At 67.1% G+C, this 16675-nt stretch carries 18 protein-coding genes; 6 read left to right on the forward strand and 12 right to left on the reverse strand.

The genetic code is table 11. The features are described 5' to 3' along the window. The first annotated feature begins 66 nt into the window (after positions 1 to 66). Positions 67 to 870: a TrmB family transcriptional regulator gene (locus BN996_RS18880; protein ID WP_089781655.1), complete on the forward strand. Its 804-nt coding sequence runs from the start codon at positions 67 to 69 to the stop codon at positions 868 to 870. Positions 871 to 946: 76 nt separating this feature from the next. On the opposite strand, the gene mptA is transcribed toward BN996_RS18880, so the two are convergent. From mptA to BN996_RS18910, 6 genes are all read right to left on the reverse strand, one after another. Next, positions 947 to 1873 carry a GTP cyclohydrolase MptA gene (mptA, locus tag BN996_RS18885; RefSeq protein WP_008575490.1) on the reverse strand — a complete coding sequence of 309 codons (927 nt, stop codon included), beginning with the start codon at positions 1871 to 1873 and terminating at the stop codon, positions 947 to 949. An 81-nt stretch (positions 1874 to 1954) separates the two neighbouring features. Further along, on the reverse strand, positions 1955 to 2350 hold the full coding sequence (locus tag BN996_RS18890) for a DUF7124 domain-containing protein (RefSeq protein ID WP_004975410.1): 396 nt from the start codon (positions 2348 to 2350) through the stop codon (positions 1955 to 1957). 166 nt (positions 2351 to 2516) lie between these two features. Beyond that, positions 2517 to 2756: a DUF7979 domain-containing protein gene (locus BN996_RS18895; RefSeq protein ID WP_089781657.1), complete on the reverse strand. Its 240-nt coding sequence runs from the start codon at positions 2754 to 2756 to the stop codon at positions 2517 to 2519. A 219-nt stretch (positions 2757 to 2975) separates the two neighbouring features. Then, positions 2976 to 4217, reverse strand: coding sequence for an NAD(P)/FAD-dependent oxidoreductase (locus BN996_RS18900; protein ID WP_089781754.1), 1242 nt, complete (start codon positions 4215 to 4217; stop codon positions 2976 to 2978). Between the two features lie 108 nt (positions 4218 to 4325). Further along, positions 4326 to 4727, reverse strand: coding sequence for a hypothetical protein (locus tag BN996_RS18905; RefSeq protein ID WP_089781659.1), 402 nt, complete (start codon positions 4725 to 4727; stop codon positions 4326 to 4328). 88 nt (positions 4728 to 4815) lie between these two features. Continuing rightward, positions 4816 to 5724, reverse strand: a complete 909-nt coding sequence (locus BN996_RS18910) for a winged helix-turn-helix domain-containing protein (protein WP_089781661.1) — start codon at positions 5722 to 5724, stop codon at positions 4816 to 4818. Positions 5725 to 5846: 122 nt separating this feature from the next. Here BN996_RS18910 and BN996_RS18915 point away from each other — a divergent pair, with 122 nt between their 5' ends. After that, the gene (locus BN996_RS18915; protein ID WP_193310976.1) at positions 5847 to 6488 is read left to right on the forward strand and encodes a DUF6149 family protein; all 642 of its coding nucleotides are present in this window, start codon (positions 5847 to 5849) and stop codon (positions 6486 to 6488) included. Between the two features lie 23 nt (positions 6489 to 6511). Here the strand turns inward: BN996_RS18915 and BN996_RS18920 are convergent, their stop codons facing one another. The 3 genes from BN996_RS18920 to BN996_RS18930 all read right to left on the reverse strand — a co-directional run bounded on the left by BN996_RS18920 (position 6512) and on the right by BN996_RS18930 (position 10115). Beyond that, positions 6512 to 7996, reverse strand: coding sequence for an MATE family efflux transporter (locus BN996_RS18920; RefSeq protein ID WP_089781662.1), 1485 nt, complete (start codon positions 7994 to 7996; stop codon positions 6512 to 6514). Continuing rightward, complete coding sequence (locus tag BN996_RS18925) at positions 7993 to 8652, reverse strand: TetR/AcrR family transcriptional regulator (RefSeq protein ID WP_089781664.1); 660 nt, start codon at positions 8650 to 8652, stop codon at positions 7993 to 7995. The genes BN996_RS18920 and BN996_RS18925 overlap by 4 nt, the downstream gene beginning before the upstream one ends. A gap of 149 nt (positions 8653 to 8801) precedes the next feature. Further along, on the reverse strand, positions 8802 to 10115 hold the full coding sequence (locus BN996_RS18930) for an NAD(P)/FAD-dependent oxidoreductase (RefSeq protein WP_089781666.1): 1314 nt from the start codon (positions 10113 to 10115) through the stop codon (positions 8802 to 8804). Positions 10116 to 10276: 161 nt separating this feature from the next. Here BN996_RS18930 and BN996_RS18935 point away from each other — a divergent pair, with 161 nt between their 5' ends. After that, positions 10277 to 11158, forward strand: coding sequence for a homoserine kinase (locus BN996_RS18935; RefSeq protein WP_089781668.1), 882 nt, complete (start codon positions 10277 to 10279; stop codon positions 11156 to 11158). A gap of 133 nt (positions 11159 to 11291) precedes the next feature. Continuing rightward, on the forward strand, positions 11292 to 11795 hold the full coding sequence (locus tag BN996_RS18940; protein ID WP_089781670.1) for a universal stress protein: 504 nt from the start codon (positions 11292 to 11294) through the stop codon (positions 11793 to 11795). 72 nt (positions 11796 to 11867) lie between these two features. Here the strand turns inward: BN996_RS18940 and pdxS are convergent, their stop codons facing one another. After that, positions 11868 to 12776, reverse strand: coding sequence for a pyridoxal 5'-phosphate synthase lyase subunit PdxS (pdxS, locus tag BN996_RS18945; protein WP_089781672.1), 909 nt, complete (start codon positions 12774 to 12776; stop codon positions 11868 to 11870). A gap of 583 nt (positions 12777 to 13359) precedes the next feature. Here pdxS and BN996_RS18955 point away from each other — a divergent pair. Continuing rightward, positions 13360 to 14070, forward strand: a complete 711-nt coding sequence (locus tag BN996_RS18955) for a DUF1405 domain-containing protein (RefSeq protein ID WP_089781676.1) — start codon at positions 13360 to 13362, stop codon at positions 14068 to 14070. 69 nt (positions 14071 to 14139) lie between these two features. Then, positions 14140 to 15195: a hypothetical protein gene (locus BN996_RS18960; protein ID WP_089781678.1), complete on the forward strand. Its 1056-nt coding sequence runs from the start codon at positions 14140 to 14142 to the stop codon at positions 15193 to 15195. Positions 15196 to 15249: 54 nt separating this feature from the next. Here BN996_RS18960 and BN996_RS18965 read toward each other — a convergent pair whose 3' ends face one another. After that, on the reverse strand, positions 15250 to 15486 hold the full coding sequence (locus BN996_RS18965) for a DUF4242 domain-containing protein (RefSeq protein WP_007275693.1): 237 nt from the start codon (positions 15484 to 15486) through the stop codon (positions 15250 to 15252). Positions 15487 to 15664: 178 nt separating this feature from the next. After that, positions 15665 to 16609 (reverse strand): HFX_2341 family transcriptional regulator, encoded by a 945-nt coding sequence (locus BN996_RS18970; protein WP_007275692.1) that lies wholly within the window; start codon positions 16607 to 16609, stop codon positions 15665 to 15667. Between the last annotated feature and the right edge of the window lie 66 nt (positions 16610 to 16675).

Genomic DNA, 16675 nt, shown 5'->3' on the forward strand with positions numbered 1-16675 from the left:
CGCGGCAACGGAACGCGGGTGTAAACATCCGGTTTGTTTATCAAGGAGAAACGTGACGGACGGTGCATGACCAGTCTGCGAGACCTCGGGCTGTCCGAGTACGAGGCCCGAGCCTACCGCGCGCTTCTGCGGACGGGCGCGACGACGGCCAAGGAGTTGTCACGCGCCAGCGACGTTCCCATGGGTCGCGTCTACGACGTGCTGAACAGCCTCGAACAGTACCACCTCATCCGGAGTCAGGCGGCCAGCCGGCCGAAGAAGTACGTCGCCGTCGAGCCCGACACGGCGCTGGACCGCCTGCTCGAATCGAAGCGCCAAGAGCTGGCCGAGAAGGCCGAGCAGTACGAGAACGTCGTCGACGAACTGACCGACGAGCTCGACGCCGCGGAGCCGGTCCACGACCAGTTCTGGACGGCCGCGGTCGGCGCGGACGAGACCATCGACCTGCTCGTCGAGCGGCTCGCGGCGGCCGACGACTCGCTCGTGATGGTGGCCGGGACGCCCTCGCCGCAGTTCGACCTCGACGCCGTCGGCAACCTCGTCGTCGACGAACTGGAAGCCGCGCTCGACCGCGGGGTCGAAGTGTCGATGCTCATGTCGCCTGGCCTCGTCGACAGCCTGCCCGAGAGCGTCGGACAGAGCTACGTGAACCGACTGTCGAGCGCGCCGAACTTCCGGGCGCGCACCGCGGAGAACGTCACGGGCGTGTTCAACCTCATCGACGACGTGGAGGTCTGTATCGAGGTGCCGAACCCCCTCGACCCCGGACAGGCGTTCGCCATGATCGACCTGAAAGACCCCGAGTTCGCCGCCGACCTCCGGGCGACGTTCGACCCGCGCTGGGAGGAAGCGGCACCGCTCTCGCTGTAGCGGCTCAGGGCGGCGGAAACGAGAACTGAAATCGGGGTCGGATTCGAAAAACGAGCGTCTCGGGCGTCGAGGGCGTTCAGGCGTCGAGCTCGTCGCGGAGCTGTCCCAGCGTCACCTCGCGCTCGGCGTGCGCGTTGTGCTGGTGAATCGACTCGTCGTTCGACTGTTTCATGTGGACCACCGCGTCGTCGCCGAGGTGGTCGAGCGCGTCGATGGACAGCTCGGCCATCGAGCGGACGCAGTCCTCGACGAACTTCGCGTTGGCGTGGGCGTGGTAGGTCATGTGGTCCTCGTCGGGGCGCTTCGCGAGGTTGTAGATGCGCGCCGACATCGAGTCGCGGGCGATGTCGATGAGGTCCATGAGGTCGACCTCGGGCGAGCCCTCCGTCTCGACGGTGAGCGTGGCGTGGCCGCGCTGGGAGTGGCCCGGCTGAGGCACCTTGTCGAGGAACTCCTCGATGGTGTCGTCGTCGACGGCGAGGTCCTGCAGCACGTCGCGGGCGCGGGAGGCGGACATGCCCTGCGAGCAGGGACAGACGGTCATGCCGACCACTTCCGCGCCGATTTCCTCTCGGGTGCCCTCGTCGGTCGCGGTGGCGCTGGCGATGATTTGGGCGGTGCTCTGGGTGGACAGGCCGCTGGCGGGGGTGTCCTCGCGGACGACGAGCTCTGCGGTCATGCTGACCTCGGCGGTCGTCGTGTACTCGTGTTTGGCGAGGAGGCGCTCGGCGGCGTCGCCGCACATGTCCTCGACGCGGTAGGCCGGCTCGGAGACGGCGGCTTCGAGGACCTCGTCGATGACCTGCATATTTCGGCTCATGTCGATGCCCTTGCGGCCGCCGGGGAGGTCGACGAACACTTCGAACTCCGCCATCAAGACGAGGGGTCGCTTCCCGTCGCGAGCTATCTTGACGAGCTTCTCGACGCCCGTGACGCCGACCTGGCTCAGCCCGACGGTCACGTCCGGCTGGGAGGCCTGTACGTCAGGCAACTGGTGACTCATCGGAGAATAAGAAGTGCCGTTGCTGATTAGTGCTTTCGATAGGGGAACGGAATCGCGGACGAACGCGCCGCTGTGTTCCGACTAGGGCCAGTCGTCGCGCCCCTCGTCTTCGAAGGGGTCGGCGGGAGCGTCGTCGTCGCCGGCGAGCACCCACTCGGCGGCCTCGGCGGCGTCCTCGACGGGGAGGTACTCCCAGCCGGTCTCCTCGGCCACCGCGCGGTCCTCGTCGGACGTGCCGACGAAGACGTGCCGGTCGGTGTCGAACTGGCGCATCACGTTTTCGAGGCTCTCTTTGACGCCGCGCGGTCCGGAGAAGAAGTCCTGCCGGATTCGCTCTTTCCGGGTGAAGTTCGTCACGACGTACGTGGGTTTCTCGCTCACCACGCCGATGTACTTCGTCCACGTCCGGGCGTCAGAAAACGCCGCGTTCGGGTCGCCGAGCTGCTTGAGCGCGGAGAGTTCGAACGCGAGCGTCATCGTTCCTTGGCCGCCACCTGTTGCCATACCCGGCGATAGGCGGCGACGCGTGGAAAACGACTTCGGTCCCGGCCGTCCGCGAGACGCGACGCAACGAGACGGCCGCACGGCTCGGGGGCGACCGGGTCGGCCGGAGAACGCGGGCGACGGGACGGACGCAGCGAGATTACTGAACGCGGACGTAGTCGGTGAACACCACGATGTCGCCCCGCGAGAGCCGCGAGGCGGTCGGGTCGATGTCGAGCCGGCCGGCGGGACTGGCGGCCGCGAGCGCGCGCTGGGTCCGCTCGCTCAACTCGTCGAAGTGGTGGACCCGCGCACCGGGCGGGACGTCGGAGACGGGTGCGACGGTCGGCGGCGCGGTGGCGTCTGGAGAAGACGGTTGCTGTCCGTCTTTGGATGACATGTGATAACACACTCCACGGGTGGAGATAAATGTTTGGCCGGTGAGGCGTGGGACGACGGGGGAACGGACTGACCGGCGGACGGCGAGTGCGCCGGACGAAAGAGCCAAAAACGGGTGTGGAGCGAACCGTCGCGCGGCCGGCACGCGAGCCGACGGGCGCACCGGAGGCGAGCGCAGACGCGGCTGGCCGGGTGAAAACAGCGGGCGCGGTGTCCCGGGTTACTGTTCGGCCGCCGCGCCTTCGAGGTCGTCGAGCTGGAAGTCCTGCTTGACGAGGACCTCCTTCTGGCCGCTCACGTCGACCTGTTCGCGCATGAGCTTCTTGTACTTCGTCTGCGGCGAGAGGTCGCCGATGAGGACGCCGCCGACGATTTTGCCGTCCTTGATGGCGAGCCGCCGCCACTCGGTGTCGGAGTACTTGGCCTCGACGTGGTCGTCGCCGAGCGTCGGGTGGCCGAACGAGAGGAACGGGAAGTCGAAGTGGGTGATGGAGTACGACGAGACCCAGCGGAACTCCTCGGAGCCGTAGTCGACCATGTTCTTGGCCGCGATGGTGCCCTGCTCTTTGGCGGAGCCCCACGCGCCGTTCTGGGCGCGGTCGCCGAGGATGAGGTCGTGGAACTCGGTGATGTCACCGGCCGCGAAGATGTCGTCGTGGTTCGTCCGCATGAACTCGTCCGTGTAGATGCCGTTGTCGTACTCGATGTCGGTGCCACCGAGAATCTCCGTGTTGAAGTTCAGGCCGATCGCGATGCCGACGAAGTCGGCGTCGTAGCGGTCGCCGTTGGGGTCGACGGCGGTCGTGACGCGGTCGTTCTCGTCGACCTCGAAGTGGTCGACGCCGGAGTCGAAGACGGGTTCGACGTCGCGCTCGCGGAGCGCCTCGTGGATGATCTCTGCGCCCTCCTCGGAGAGCGCGTAGCGCCACCACGCCTTGCCGCGCATGAGGTACTTGCCCTCGACCTCCTGTGCGGCCGTGATGGCCGCGAGGTCGATGCCGAGCAGGCCCGCGCCGATGACGACGGAGTTGTCCGCGCCCTCGATGTGCTCTTTGATGTCGCGGGCGTCCTGGAACGTCCAGAAGTGGTGGATGCCCTCGGCGTCGGAGTTCTCGACGGGGAGTTGGGTCGGCGTGCCGCCGATGGCGAGGAGGAGTTTGTCGTAGTCGTACTCGGTGCCGTCGTGGGCGGTGACGGTGTGGCCCTCGGGGTCGATGTTCGTGACGAGCGTGTCGAGTTCGAGGTCGACGTCGCGGTCGTCGTACCACGACTCGTCGTGGATGGAGATGGGAGCCTCGGGCAGTTTGCCCTTGGCGAATTCCTTGATGAGAATGCGGTTGTACAGCGGTTCGCCCTCGTCCGTGATGATGGTGATGTCGGCGTCGGGTTCCTCTTCGCGGAGTGTCTCAGCCGCTGAGGCCCCGGCGATACCGTCGCCGACGATCACGTACGATTGGCTCATGACCCGACGTTTGTATTCGGGGTTAATGTGGATTGCTATCTCCTTCATGATTGATTTCCCCCTCGGGGACCCCAGCGAAATCGAGAGACAGAAGCCGAGTACGGATGGTTATCGCGTCTCGCCGAAGCGCCCGTCGAAGCCGCCGTCGGTGGCCGCGGGGCACTCCGAATGCGTCGCCTCCGCGTCGTCGCCACCGCGAGCGACGGCGTCGCGGCTGGGACTGCGGACGTGGCCGAGACGGGCGCGGACGACGCCGCGACCGGCGGAAGCCACCCGGACGACGCCGCGAACGCCGACGAGACCGGCGACGAAGCCGACCGGCCACCCGACGAACAGCGCGACGAGGCCGAGGCCGGGAGCGAGCGGGGCGACGAGCGTCGCCGTAATCCCCGCCGTGAAGACGCCGCCGACCGCCGCGACCGCGACGAGGGCGGCCTCCGAAAGCGTCCTGTACCGGTGGGGGAGCGCCTCTCGCACGTCGCCGCGGCCGATGTGAGTGTCGTCGAACATGGTCGTTCTCCTCGTTTGGAGAGACGACCGCCGACGCCATAATAGTAATCTGAATTACATTTCTGTACGCTGGCTTACTGGAGCGTACTTATGCAACCGTCTCGACAGGTTCGACGGCGGAGTCGACGACCGAGAGGCCGCCGTCGAGTTCGACGACGAGCGCCTCGTCGTCCGCTTCGATGCGGACGCGGATGCGCCACGGCTCCTCGGAGACGACGGTGAGCGCGTCGTCGCCGACGACCCACGGGAACCGCCAGAAGGGGGTCCCGCACACGTCGTTCCCCCGCGACGAGAGGAAGCCGAGGACGGTCGACTCGTCGAGGAGGACCAGCCCGACGGGGGAGACGGCCTCGTAGGCGCACTGGGCGCAGCGGTGAGTCACGACCACGTCGAGGTCGAACGGGTCTGCCTCGCGGGACAGCGAGGTTCCGGTCGTCCCGCCGCACTCGGGGCAGACGCCGTCGGCGGCGAGGCAGTGGAGGTGTCGCACGCGCTGGTCGAACGCCGACAGGAGCGCCTCGGAGCTACGGCCTTCGAGGCCGCCGGGCGGGAACTCCTCGCGGGCGTGGACCCGGGCGCAGTCGGCACAGGAGATGGTGAGTTTCTCGTCGCCGTAGTCGGCTTCGAGCGAGCCGCCGCAGCCGACGCAGGAGCCGGGGGCCGAAAACGCCGGGAGGACGGGGTCCTCGTTGAACGTCCCCGCGAGCACGGCGCGAACGACCTTCTCGCCGGCGTGCCGGAAGTCGTAGCCCTCGTCGGTCTTGCGGACGAACTGGCCGCGGAGCTTTCCGAGGTGGTAGTTGAAGCGGGCGCTGTCGTCGACGCCGACCCGTCGGCGGAGCTCCGAGAAGGGGACGGGTCGGTCGGGAGATTCCCAGAGCGCTTCGAGGATGGTGAGTCGGGTCTCGTCGGCGACGATGCCGAACGCTTCGGCCGGCGAGATACAGTCGTCGCATTCGAGGACCGAGTCCTCGCGGACGGATGCGGAGTCGCTCATACCCCTCACATGCGGTCGAACCGCATTAAATTACGTCGTGAAATCTCGTTCGGGAGCTTCGCGGGTCGCGGCGGGGTCGCGTCCGTCTCGCTCGGGGCGAACGCGCCGTCGTCCCCGGAGACGTGGTCTTTACGTGTATTCGACCCGAAGCGAACGACGAAATGAAGATTCGCCAGAACATCCGCCACTTCGCGACGAAGAAGGCGCTCACCATGCCGGTCATCGGCGACATCGCCACCGAGAAGATGGTGGACCTCCACGTTCGCATCTTCGGCGAGCGGGCCGACCCCGACCGCAGAGACGAGCGCGAGGACCACATGGCGGCGTTCTTCGAGTGCACGTTCGACACCTACCTCGCGGCGCTCGACGCGGGCTACCCCGAGGCCGAGGCCCGCGAGATAACCCACGTCCAGGCCAACTTCGACTTCTACAACCACGGCTGGACCGAGATGATGGAGATTCCGGTCGACGAAATCGAGGCCCACTACGAGCGCTACGAGGAGTTCTTCGAGCGCCACGGCATCGACATCGCCGACCCGCTCGGCGAGTTCCGCACCATCGACATCCCGGACGCGCCCGCGACGCTCGACAAACTCGACGACCCGGACCACCCCCACGCGGAGGGCGGCTTCGCAGACGACGTGTACGTCGAAGACGACTCCGGCGAAGTCGGTGTCGGCGGGGCCGACGAACCCGAGGACGTGGACGTGTCGGCCGCGCCGGGGATGCAGGAGGTCGACGGCACCGACGAGAAGACCGCCTAAAAGAGGCCGCGCGGAGTCGTGTCTTAATCGTCGGTCGGCACGCGGGGGCCGACGTCGACGACGCTGTTTTTCCACGTGCCGCGGGTGAACCACGCGAACGCGAGGAGCGCCACCCCGACGTTCGAGAAGGCGATACCGTACCAGATGCCGGTCGGGCCCATGGAGAAGAACTCCACGAGCACGAACGCCGCCGGGATGCGCAGCACCCACAGCGAGATGAGCGAGAACACCATCGCGGTCCGGGTCGAGCCGCTCCCGCGGAAGCCGCCGTTGACGACGTTGAACGCCCCGAGGAACAGGAACGTCGGGCCGATGATGCGCAGGTAGTCCACGCCGATGGCGATGACCGCCTCCTCGCCGGGGATGAACACCGAGACGATGGGTTCGGCGAACAGGTACGCGGCGGCGGAGACGAACACCAGCGCGGCGACGATGATGCCGATACCCCAGAACACGGCGCGCTCGGCGCGGTCCGGCTGGTCCGCGCCGAGGTTCTGGCCGACGACCGTCGAGGTCCCCTGCGCGAGGCCGATGGCCGGCAGGAAGACCAGCGAGTTGAGGCGGTTACCGATACCGAACGCGGCGACCGCGGTCTCGGTGCTGGCCCCGCCGGCGTTGACGGCGGCGTAGGCGACGAGCGCCGTGAGGGCGGTCACGCCGAGCGCGCGGGTCGACTGCTCGATGCTCGACGGCGCGCCGATGCGGACGATGCGCTCGACCGTCTCGCGCTCCGGAATCAGGTCGCGCGGCGAGAGGCTGATGCCGACCCGACCCGAAAGCAGGAGCCAGAAGCCGACGAGCGCGCCGACGCCGCGGGAGAACACCGTGGCGATGGCCGCGCCCTGCACGCCGAAGCCGGTGAAGCCGGTCGCGGCGAAAAGCGACTGCCCGAGGCCTTCGAGGCCGACGAGGCCGAATATCGGGTTCGCGTTGAACCCGAGGATGAGAAACGGGTCGAGGAAGACGTTGATGACGACGCCGAGACCCATCAGGTACATCGGCGTCCTCGTGTCGCCCCACCCGCGGAGCAGCGCCTGGAAGATGAAGAAGCCGAACATGAACGCGACGCCGAGGAAGATGGTGCGCGTGTACTCGACCGCCAACTGGTGGACTTCCGTGCCGGGCGTCGTCCCGATGAGCGGGAGCAGTATCGGCGTCAACAGATAGCCGATGACCGCGAACCCGGCCGAAAGCAGGATGACGAACCCGAGGGTCTGGCCGGCGGCGTGGTCGACTTCGCCGTGGTTGCCCGCGCCCTTGTTCTGGGCGACGAGGACCGTCCCCGCGACGGTGAAGCCGCCGCCGAACGAGATCATGAGGAAGACGAGCGGCCACGAAAACGACAGCGCCGAGACGGCCTCGGAGCCGACGCGGCCGACCCAGAAGGTGTCGGCGAGGTTGTACGCCACCTGCATGATCTGCGAGAAGACGAGCGGGAGCGACAGCACCAACATCGGCTTGACGAGCTCGCCGTCGACGAGGTTGACGTCGCGGGCCTTCGCGCTCATTCGTCGCCCTCCTCGCGCACGAGGTTCTCGACGACGAACTCGTCGAGCGCGGCGCGGACCTCGGTCGGCGCGTCGAAGGCGGACTGACTCGCCGTCTCGGTGCCCGAGGGGTCGGTCACCGCGACGCGCTGGAGGCGCGCGCCGTCGAGCGCGGCGAACAGGAGCGACGCGGTCCGGTCCGCGTCGACCTCGCGGAAGTGGCCCTCCGCGACGCCCTCGCGGATGATGTCGGCGAGGCGGCGGCGGATAACCTCCTCGTTGCGGGCGACCTGCTCGCGGTAGGCCTCGACGTACGGAGCCTGCGTCCGCAGTTCGTTGAGCGCCAGTCCGAAGCGGTCGTAGTCGCGGTCGTCGTCCGCTCCGGGGACCATCTTGTCGAGGAGGGCCCGGAGGCGAGCCTCGGGAGCGTCGCCCTCGGTCGCGGCGACCCGCGCTTCGAAGCGGTCGAACAGGTAGCCGAGGAACGCGACGAGCAGCTCCTGTTTCGTCCCGTAGTGGTAGTGGAGGAGGGACTTGCTCTTTCCGGCCTCGTCTGCGATTCGTTGCATCGTCAGGTCCGCGTAGCCGTGGGCGCACAGCGCCCGGTAGGTCGCGGCCATCAGTTCTTCGTGGACCTCGTCGGGGACCGACTGATCCGTCGTTTCGTCTGCACTCACTAACTGACTAGTCAGTCAGCTACTTAAAAAGTAGTTGCGGTCGGGAAACCGATTGCCGGTAAGTGTGCGATATCGCGGCACGAGAGACGACGGCACACTCCGGGACGAAACGCCCCGAACGGCTCCGAGAAAACCGGGTTGTGACCGGACTACAGGCTGCGGTCGATGCGGTCTGCGACCTCGTAGCCGGCGACGATGCCGCCGTTCAGCGACCGCTCGGGATACTGCGCTTCCGACGCCATCCCCGCGTAGTAGACCCCCTCGGCCACGTCGTCGCCGAGGTCGTACGGCACCACGAGGTCGAGGTAGCCCCGCTCGTACACCGGGCCAGCCCGCGGGTTGCGGGCGATTTCGAACTCCTCGACCGCCGAGCGGTCGAAGTCGGGGAACATGTCCTCGATTTCGTCGAACCACGCGTCTTCGACTTCCTCGTCGTTCATCTGCCAGAGTTCTTCGTGCGGCCCCTGCACGTAGCTGGCGACGTACAGCAGGTGGTCGCCGCCGTAGCGCTCTTTCGGCACGAAGTTCGTGTGCTCGATGAGCGACCCGAACGGCGCGTCGTGGGCGATGTTGAGCCAGTAGGTGTCCATCAGCGACTCCGACATGGTCGCCAGCCCGCAGACCGCGCCTTGGAAGTCGATGTCGCAGGGGAAGCCCGTGAGGTCTTCGAGCACGTTCGGCATCGTCGCCACGACGACCGACTCGACCTCGTGGGTCTCGGTCCCGTCGTCGGTCTCGACGGTCAGCGTCGAGACCGCCTCCCCGTCGGTGTCGAGTTCGGTCACGCGCGCGCCGGTCTCGATGTGCTCGCGGCCGACCGCCTCGACGAGCGCGTCGATGAAGGGCGCGAAGCCGCCGTCGAAGTAGCCGAGTTTCTCGCCGCGAAGCAGGTCGCGCTCGCCGCGGAAGCGGACGCGCCCGAGGAACCACGACGCCGACACGTCGTGTTTGCGCTCGCCGAACTTCCCGTCCAAAAGCGGGTCGACGAAGTTGTCGTAGACGCCGCGGGTCGTGTGCTCGACGACGAACTCCTCGATGGGCGTGTGTTCGTACTCGGCGAGGTCCTCGTAGGCGTCGAAGTCCGGGATACCCCCGCGAACGTCGATACCCTGCGTGAGCATGCCGAGGCGGAACTTGTCGTAGAGGCTCATGTGGGGGTACGCGGCGATCTGCCACGCGGTGTCCAGCGGGTGGACGACGCCGTCGACGTAGTAGGCGTTCTTGCCGATGCGCCACTCCAAGTCGTCTCCGAGGCCGAGTTCCTCGGCGAGTTCGACGATGGTCTCTTCGGACTTCGAGAGGTGGTGGTAGAACTTCTCGATGTCGTCGCCGTTCGTCTCGTAGGTCGCGGCGAGGCCGCCGAGAGAGTCGGCCGCCTCGAAGACTCGAACGTCGTGGCCCCGGTTCTGGAGCCGGTACGCCGCGGCGAGCCCCGCGATGCCGCCGCCGACGATGCCTATCATGCTCGGACGTTCGAGGTCCGGTGGAAAGTCCTTTCTGATTGGCCGGGTCCGCCGGCGTCGTCACCGACCGCGGGACGCGTCGGCGCGCTTCGCCGAGCGACCGAGACGGGGTCGTTGCGACGTTCGCCACATTTTTATCTGCGATAAGGCAACAGCGGGGCATGGTTACGGTCCGCGCACCCGCCACGAGCGCAAACCTCGGAAGTGGGTTCGATGTCTTCGGCGTGGCTCTCGACCGCCCCGCAGACATCGTGCACGTCGAACGGGCGGACCGGACGACGATCGAAGTCACCGGCGTCGGCAGCCAGTACATCCCGACCGACCCCGACCGGAACGTCGTCGGCGCGGTCGCGGAGGCGCTCGACGCCCCCGCGCACATCCGCATCGACAAGGGCGTCCGCCCGTCGTCCGGGCTCGGGTCGTCGGCGGCGAGTTCGGCCGCCGCCGCCCTCGCGCTGAACGAACTGTACGACCGCGGGCACTCCCACGAGGAACTCGTGCCCATCGCCGCCGAGGGCGAGGCCGTCGTCTCCGGCGAGGCCCACGCCGACAACGTCGCGCCCGCGCTCCTCGGCGGCTTCACCGTGGCGACCGACGAGGGCGTGACGACCGTCGACGCCGACATCCCGCTCGTCGCCTGCCTCCCCGAAATCGCCGTCTCGACCCGCGACGCCCGCCGCGTCGTCCCGAGCGACGCCAGCATCGAGGACATGGTCCACACGGTCGGCCGGGCGGCGACCCTCGCGGTCGGGATGTGCCGCCGCGACGCCGACCTCGTCGGCGCGGGGATGGACGACCGCGTCGTCACGCCCGCGCGAGCAGAGCTCATAACCGGCTACCACGAGGTCCGCGAGGCCGCCCTCGGCGCGGGCGCGTCCGGCGTCACCGTCTCCGGGGCGGGCCCGTCGGTCCTCGCCGTCTGCCAAGCGGGCGACCGCACCCGCGTCGCCGGCGCGATGCTCGAAGCCTTCGACGAGGCCGACGTGGCCGCCCGCGCCTACAAGACGCGGGTCGGTCGCGGGGCCGAAGTGTTCGAGCGCTGAACGACACACAGAGAACAACTCGCACACCAGATTCTCGTCTTTTCTCCCGTCTGAGCGACTGCAACGCGTTATCGCGGTCGCTGGTAACACGATTCCGAGAAGACTTTTCTCACTATCGCGATATATTCGAATCATGGAACGAGCACTCGTCGTCGTCTCCCCCGAAAAGCGGTCGCACCGAATCCTCCGCGAGGCCGGCGAACTCGCCGCCGGCAGCGGCGCTGAACTCATCGTCCTCACCGTCCTCCCGGACGAGGAGTTCGAGCGGACCCGCTCGGCGCTCGCCAGCGTCGGCTCCTCGGACGTGGTGTACGGCATCGACCAGGCCATCGAGTCGGCCACCCGCCGCGCCAAGCGCGTCGCCCGCGAGGCGTTCGAGGGACTGGACCTCGACTACCGCATCGTCGCCGACATCGGCCCCGAGGCGGACACCATCTTAGAGACGGCCCGCTGGGAGGGCTGCGACCACCTCTTTATCGCCGGTCGCCGCCGCTCGCCCGCCGGAAAGCTCATCTCCCGAGACCTGACGCAGTCGGTCATGCTCAACTTCGACGGCCCGGTCACCGTCCTCCTCGGCGAGGAGTCGTCCGACGACGCGACGGGAAAGGAAAAGGGGAAGTCGGGACTCCTCGCCTGAGAGCGGACGACGTACCGAGCGGAAAAACCGAATCGAGAACCGAGACGGTCGAGCGCGTCGATTGCCGCCGCGTCAGACGCCGCGGCCCTGCAGTTTGTCCTCGTCGGCCATGCCGACGTTCGCCTCGCCTTTCATGCCCTTGCCGATGCCGGCGGCGATGTCGGCGAGCGTGTCGGGGTCGTCCCAGTTGTTGACGGCCTCGACGATGGCCTCGCCCATCTGTTCCGGGTCCTCCGCGCCGAAGATGCCGGAGCCCACGAAGATGCCGTCGCACTCGTGGTACATCATGAGCGCGGCGTCCGCGGGCGTGGCGATGCCGCCGGCCGCGAAGTTGACGACCGGCAGGCGACCCATCTCGGCGGTCTCGTGGACGAGTTCGGCGGGCGCCTCGTGCTCGCGGGCCCACTTCTCGCGCTCGTCGAAGTTGAGGCCGGTCAGCGACCGAATCTGGTGTTTGATGGTGCGCTGGTGCGTGACCGCCTGGTTCACGTCGCCGGTGCCGGCCTCGCCCTTGGTGCGAATCATCGCCGCGCCCTCGTTGATGCGGCGGAGCGCCTCGGGGAGGTTGCGCGCGCCGCAGACGAACGGCGAGGTGAACTCGCGCTTGTCGATGTGGTAGTCGTTGTCCGCCGGGGTGAGCACCTCGCTCTCGTCTATCATGTCGACGCCGATGGATTCGAGAATCTGCGCCTCGGTGTAGTGGCCGATGCGGGCCTTCCCCATCACCGGGATGGAGACGGCGTCGATGATCTCTTTGACCGTCTCGGGGTCGGCCATCCGGGAGACCCCGCCGCGCTTGCGGATGTCGGCCGGGACGGCTTCGAGCGCCATGACGGCGACCGCGCCGGCCTCCTCAGCGATTTTCGCTTGCTCTGCGTCCACGACGTCCATGATGACGCCGCCCTTCTGCATCTGGGCGAACCCGCGCTTGACGAGTTCGGTCCCGCGCCGAAGCTCCTCCAGGTCGGTCTCCTCTGGCATATCGGTCGCTTGCGACTGGGCTCACTTAAGCGGTCGCTTCCGCCCGCCAACCGTTCGCATTCCGCACAGGTCGTGTTTCGTGGTCGGCGGCGGGGTGTCGTGATTCTGTTGAACTACTTAGCTTTTGACAGATGGAGCGTGCAATACTCAGAGGGTGTATGAAGCAACCGGAGACCACGTATTCACCTAAAAACTCCCAAACTATACCACCACAGCGTCGGCACTATAGCGCATGCCCTCCTCCGATTCGCAGGCCAGCTGGACAAGTCCGGAATACGTCGCAACCGTTGTTGGTGTCCTCGCTACGGGCGCTCTCGTGTTCTACAGTACCCTCGTGCAAACTGGTCCGACAGTCGATGAGATTCTGTTTGTCGTCTTGGGCATCACCCTGCCCATGACCATCGCTTACGAGATTGCTCGTCGGTGGACGTGACCGACTCGCGCCCTGTATTCAGCACGGACTCAACAAGCTATCAGCGGCTGAGGACTTCAACAGCGCCGCGGGCGTAATCCCCGCCCGCCGACACCGGCCGCAGTCACCGAGACCGGCATCACTTTTGTCCACCCCCGCTTCGGCGTGGGTATGGACGCGGCGACCCGACTGCTCGACGACGACGGCCTCCCGGCGGGGACCGACCTCCCGCGGTGGCTCGCACCCCTGCCGGAGTGGCTGGAGAACTTCGGTCTCAACATCGCCTGGCTCGTGGTCGTCATCAACCTCGTCGGGACCGCCTTCGGCTTCTGGTACTACGGCTACCAGTTCAGCATCGAGCCGACCGCGATGTGGCCGCTCGTCCCCGACAGCCCCGTCGCCACGCTGTTCATCGCGCTGTCGCTCGCGCTCTGGAAACTCGGGCGCTCGAACGAGTACGTCAACGCCCTCGCGTTCTTCGGCTGTCTCAAACTCGGGCTGTGGACGCCGTACGTCCTCCTCGCGTTCAAAGGCGACTTCTCGTACCTCCACTGGGCGATGTACAACTTCCTCTTCTGGAGCCACCTCGCCATGGTCGTCGAGGCCTTCCTCATCCAGCGGTACGCCGAGTTCCCGAGTCTCGCCGTCCTCGTCGCGGTCGGCTGGTACGCTCTCAACGACCTCGTGGACTACTTCGTCCCCATCGCGGGCACGCCGCACCACACGCTCATCCCGGCCGAGCCAATCGTCGACGGCGTCGTCCAGCACGTTTCGCCAGCCCACGAGTACGCCGCGGCGGGCGCGGTCCTCCTGACCGTCGCGGCGACGTTCCTCGCGCTCGCGACGCGGGTCGCCAAGCTCGAACGGGGCGGCATCGACTGACCGGGAACCGACGCGTCGTCGGCCGACTCAGACGTAGCCTTTTGTCCCGCCGACCCTAACCGACGAGCTATGCGCCTCTTCGACCGCGTGGCCGACCTGCCGCTGACCGTCGAGTCCGTCTCCCGCGACCGCTTCGAGAGCGACACGTCGAGCGGCTTTCTCCGCAAGACCACGGTGTTCTCGCTCGTCGGCGACGGCGCGGTCGGCCGCGGCGAGGACGTGACCTACGACGCCGAGGACCACAACGCCCTCGCGAACGCGCCCGCGGACGCCTTCGACCTCGCCGGAAGCTACGACACGTTCGCCGACTTCTCCGCGGCGCTCGACGGGGTCGACCTGTTCCCGACGAAGGAACCCGAGCGCGAGACGGCCGCACACTACCGGCGCTGGGCGCTCGAATCCGCCGGCCTCGACCTCGCGCTCCGGCAGGCCGACACCGACCTCGCGTCCGCCGTCGACCGCGAGCGCGACCCGGTTCGGTTCGTGGCGAGCACCCGCCTCGGCGACCCGCCGTCGGCCGACCGCGTCGAGACGCTCCTCGACCGCGACCCCGACTGCGAGTTCAAACTCGACCCGACAACCGACTGGCACGACGAGCTTGTGGCGTCGCTCGCCGCGCACGACTGCGTCCGCATCCTCGACCTCAAAGGGCAGTACGAGGGGACCGACGTGGACCAAGCCCCAGACCCCGACCTCTACGAGCGCGTCCTGTCGGGCTTCCCCGACGCCGTCGTCGAGGACCCGGCGTTCACCGACGAGACGCGCCCGCTGTTCGACGGCCGCGAGACCCGCGTCTCGTGGGACGCCCCGATTACCGGCGTCGAATCCGTGAAATCCCTCCCGTTCGAGCCGTCGTGGCTGAACGTCAAACCCTCGCGATTCGGCACGGTCGAGTCGCTGTTCGACACCATCGAGTACGCCGACGAACGCGGGATGTCGCTGTACGGCGGCGGCCAGTTCGAACTCGACGCGGGCCGCGACCACATCCAACTGCTCGCGTCGGTGTTCTACCCCGACGGCCCGAACGACGTGGCCCCCCGCGAGTACAACCTCCCCGAGCCGCCGGCGGAACTGCCGACGAGCCCGCTCGTGCCGTCGGCTGACCCGTCGGGGCTGGAGTTCTGAGAACCGAAAAACAGTCGCTTCAAACGGACGCGCCGAGGGGTGCGCCGGCCGCGCTTACTCGCCTTGCTGGACTTCGAATATCTCGTCGGCGACGAGGCCGTGGGCCTCTTCGTGGACTTTCGCCCCGGCCTCCTTGTTCGGTGCCTCGAAGAGGCAGAAGACTGCGCCGTCCGTCTCGTCGACCCAGTAGTGCTTGTAGTTCACCCCGTACTTGCCCTGCGTCTCCAGGTCTGCACGGTGGGCCTCGGCGACGTCTTTCGCACTCCCCTCTACGTTCCGGTGTACGTCCATGTATAGCGGCATGGGTGCTAGTGTATAGCACTCCGGAGCTCATAACCGTTCTTCGATAGTTACCAGAATATTCTGATATAACCGTCACGCCCCGAGCCAGCTTGGAGTATCGCCGGTTCGAACCTCACAAAACCGCCATCAGATAGCCGTCAGATGCCTACTATCGTCGCCGCCGACCTCACTCCTCGCTCGTCCGGAACTCGTCGCTGTCGGCGTGGGCGCGGACCCACAACTCGCCGATTCTGGAGAGGCGCGTCCGGTAGGACTTCCCGCGTTCCTCCTGTTCGATGTAGCCCTTGCCGCCGGGGCCGAGGCGGTCGACGTTGTAGATGACCTTCGACCGGAAGGAGTCGGTGTACTCCTCGTTCATCTCGCGGGCGAGCGCCTCCGCGAGTTCGGAGACCGACCCGAACTCGCCGTGCTCGCCGAGTTTGAACAGGATGACCTCCTCGAACGGCTTGACGTTGGAGAAGGAGGCCACCGGGAGTTCGACGATGTGGCGGCCGTCTATCTGCTTCGCGCCGATGGTCGTCCCGCGCTCGTCGAACTCCGACAGCAGGTCGGAGGTGGCGTCGAGGCGCTCGCGGATGCGGTCGGCGTCGATTTCGCCGGATTCGAGGAGGTCCGAAAGGAGCGCGCGCTCGGTCCGCAACTCCTCGGCGAGTTCGGTTTCGAGGTACTTCTCGGGGGCCGTGTAGTAGGTGTGGATGCGCTCGCGGTCGGCCTGTCGCTCGACCATGATGGAGTGGGCGGCGGTGGCGAAGGCGAACGAGACCGGGCGGGGCATCGCGCTCACGTTGACCCACACCTCGCCGGGTTCGTCGTCGTCGCCGCGGAGTTCGTCGTCGGCGTCGAGTTCCGCGTTGATGAGGTCGTACGCCTGCTCGAACGCCGCGTCGTAGTCGTACACGTCGTCGACGATGACGCGTTCGGTCTCCGCGCCGAGGAGGTTCTCGAAGTCCTTTTCGAGTTTGCCCGAGAGGTTCCGCGAGTACTCGACGTTCGCCTCGCTCCCAACGGCCCCTTCGAGGAGGATGACGCGGTCCACGTCCAACTGATCGCGGATGAGCGGCGCGATGAGTCGGTCGTAGTCGAAGCCGACGGGAACGATGTGCGTCTGCATACGCTATACTCCGTGGGGACGTTTATTAATCTCTTCAAGTAGTGTATCGTTCACCCGTTCTCCGTC

Origin of the sequence: Haloferax massiliensis (genome assembly GCF_001368915.1) — an archaeon.
GTDB classification, from domain to species: domain Archaea; phylum Halobacteriota; class Halobacteria; order Halobacteriales; family Haloferacaceae; genus Haloferax; species Haloferax massiliensis.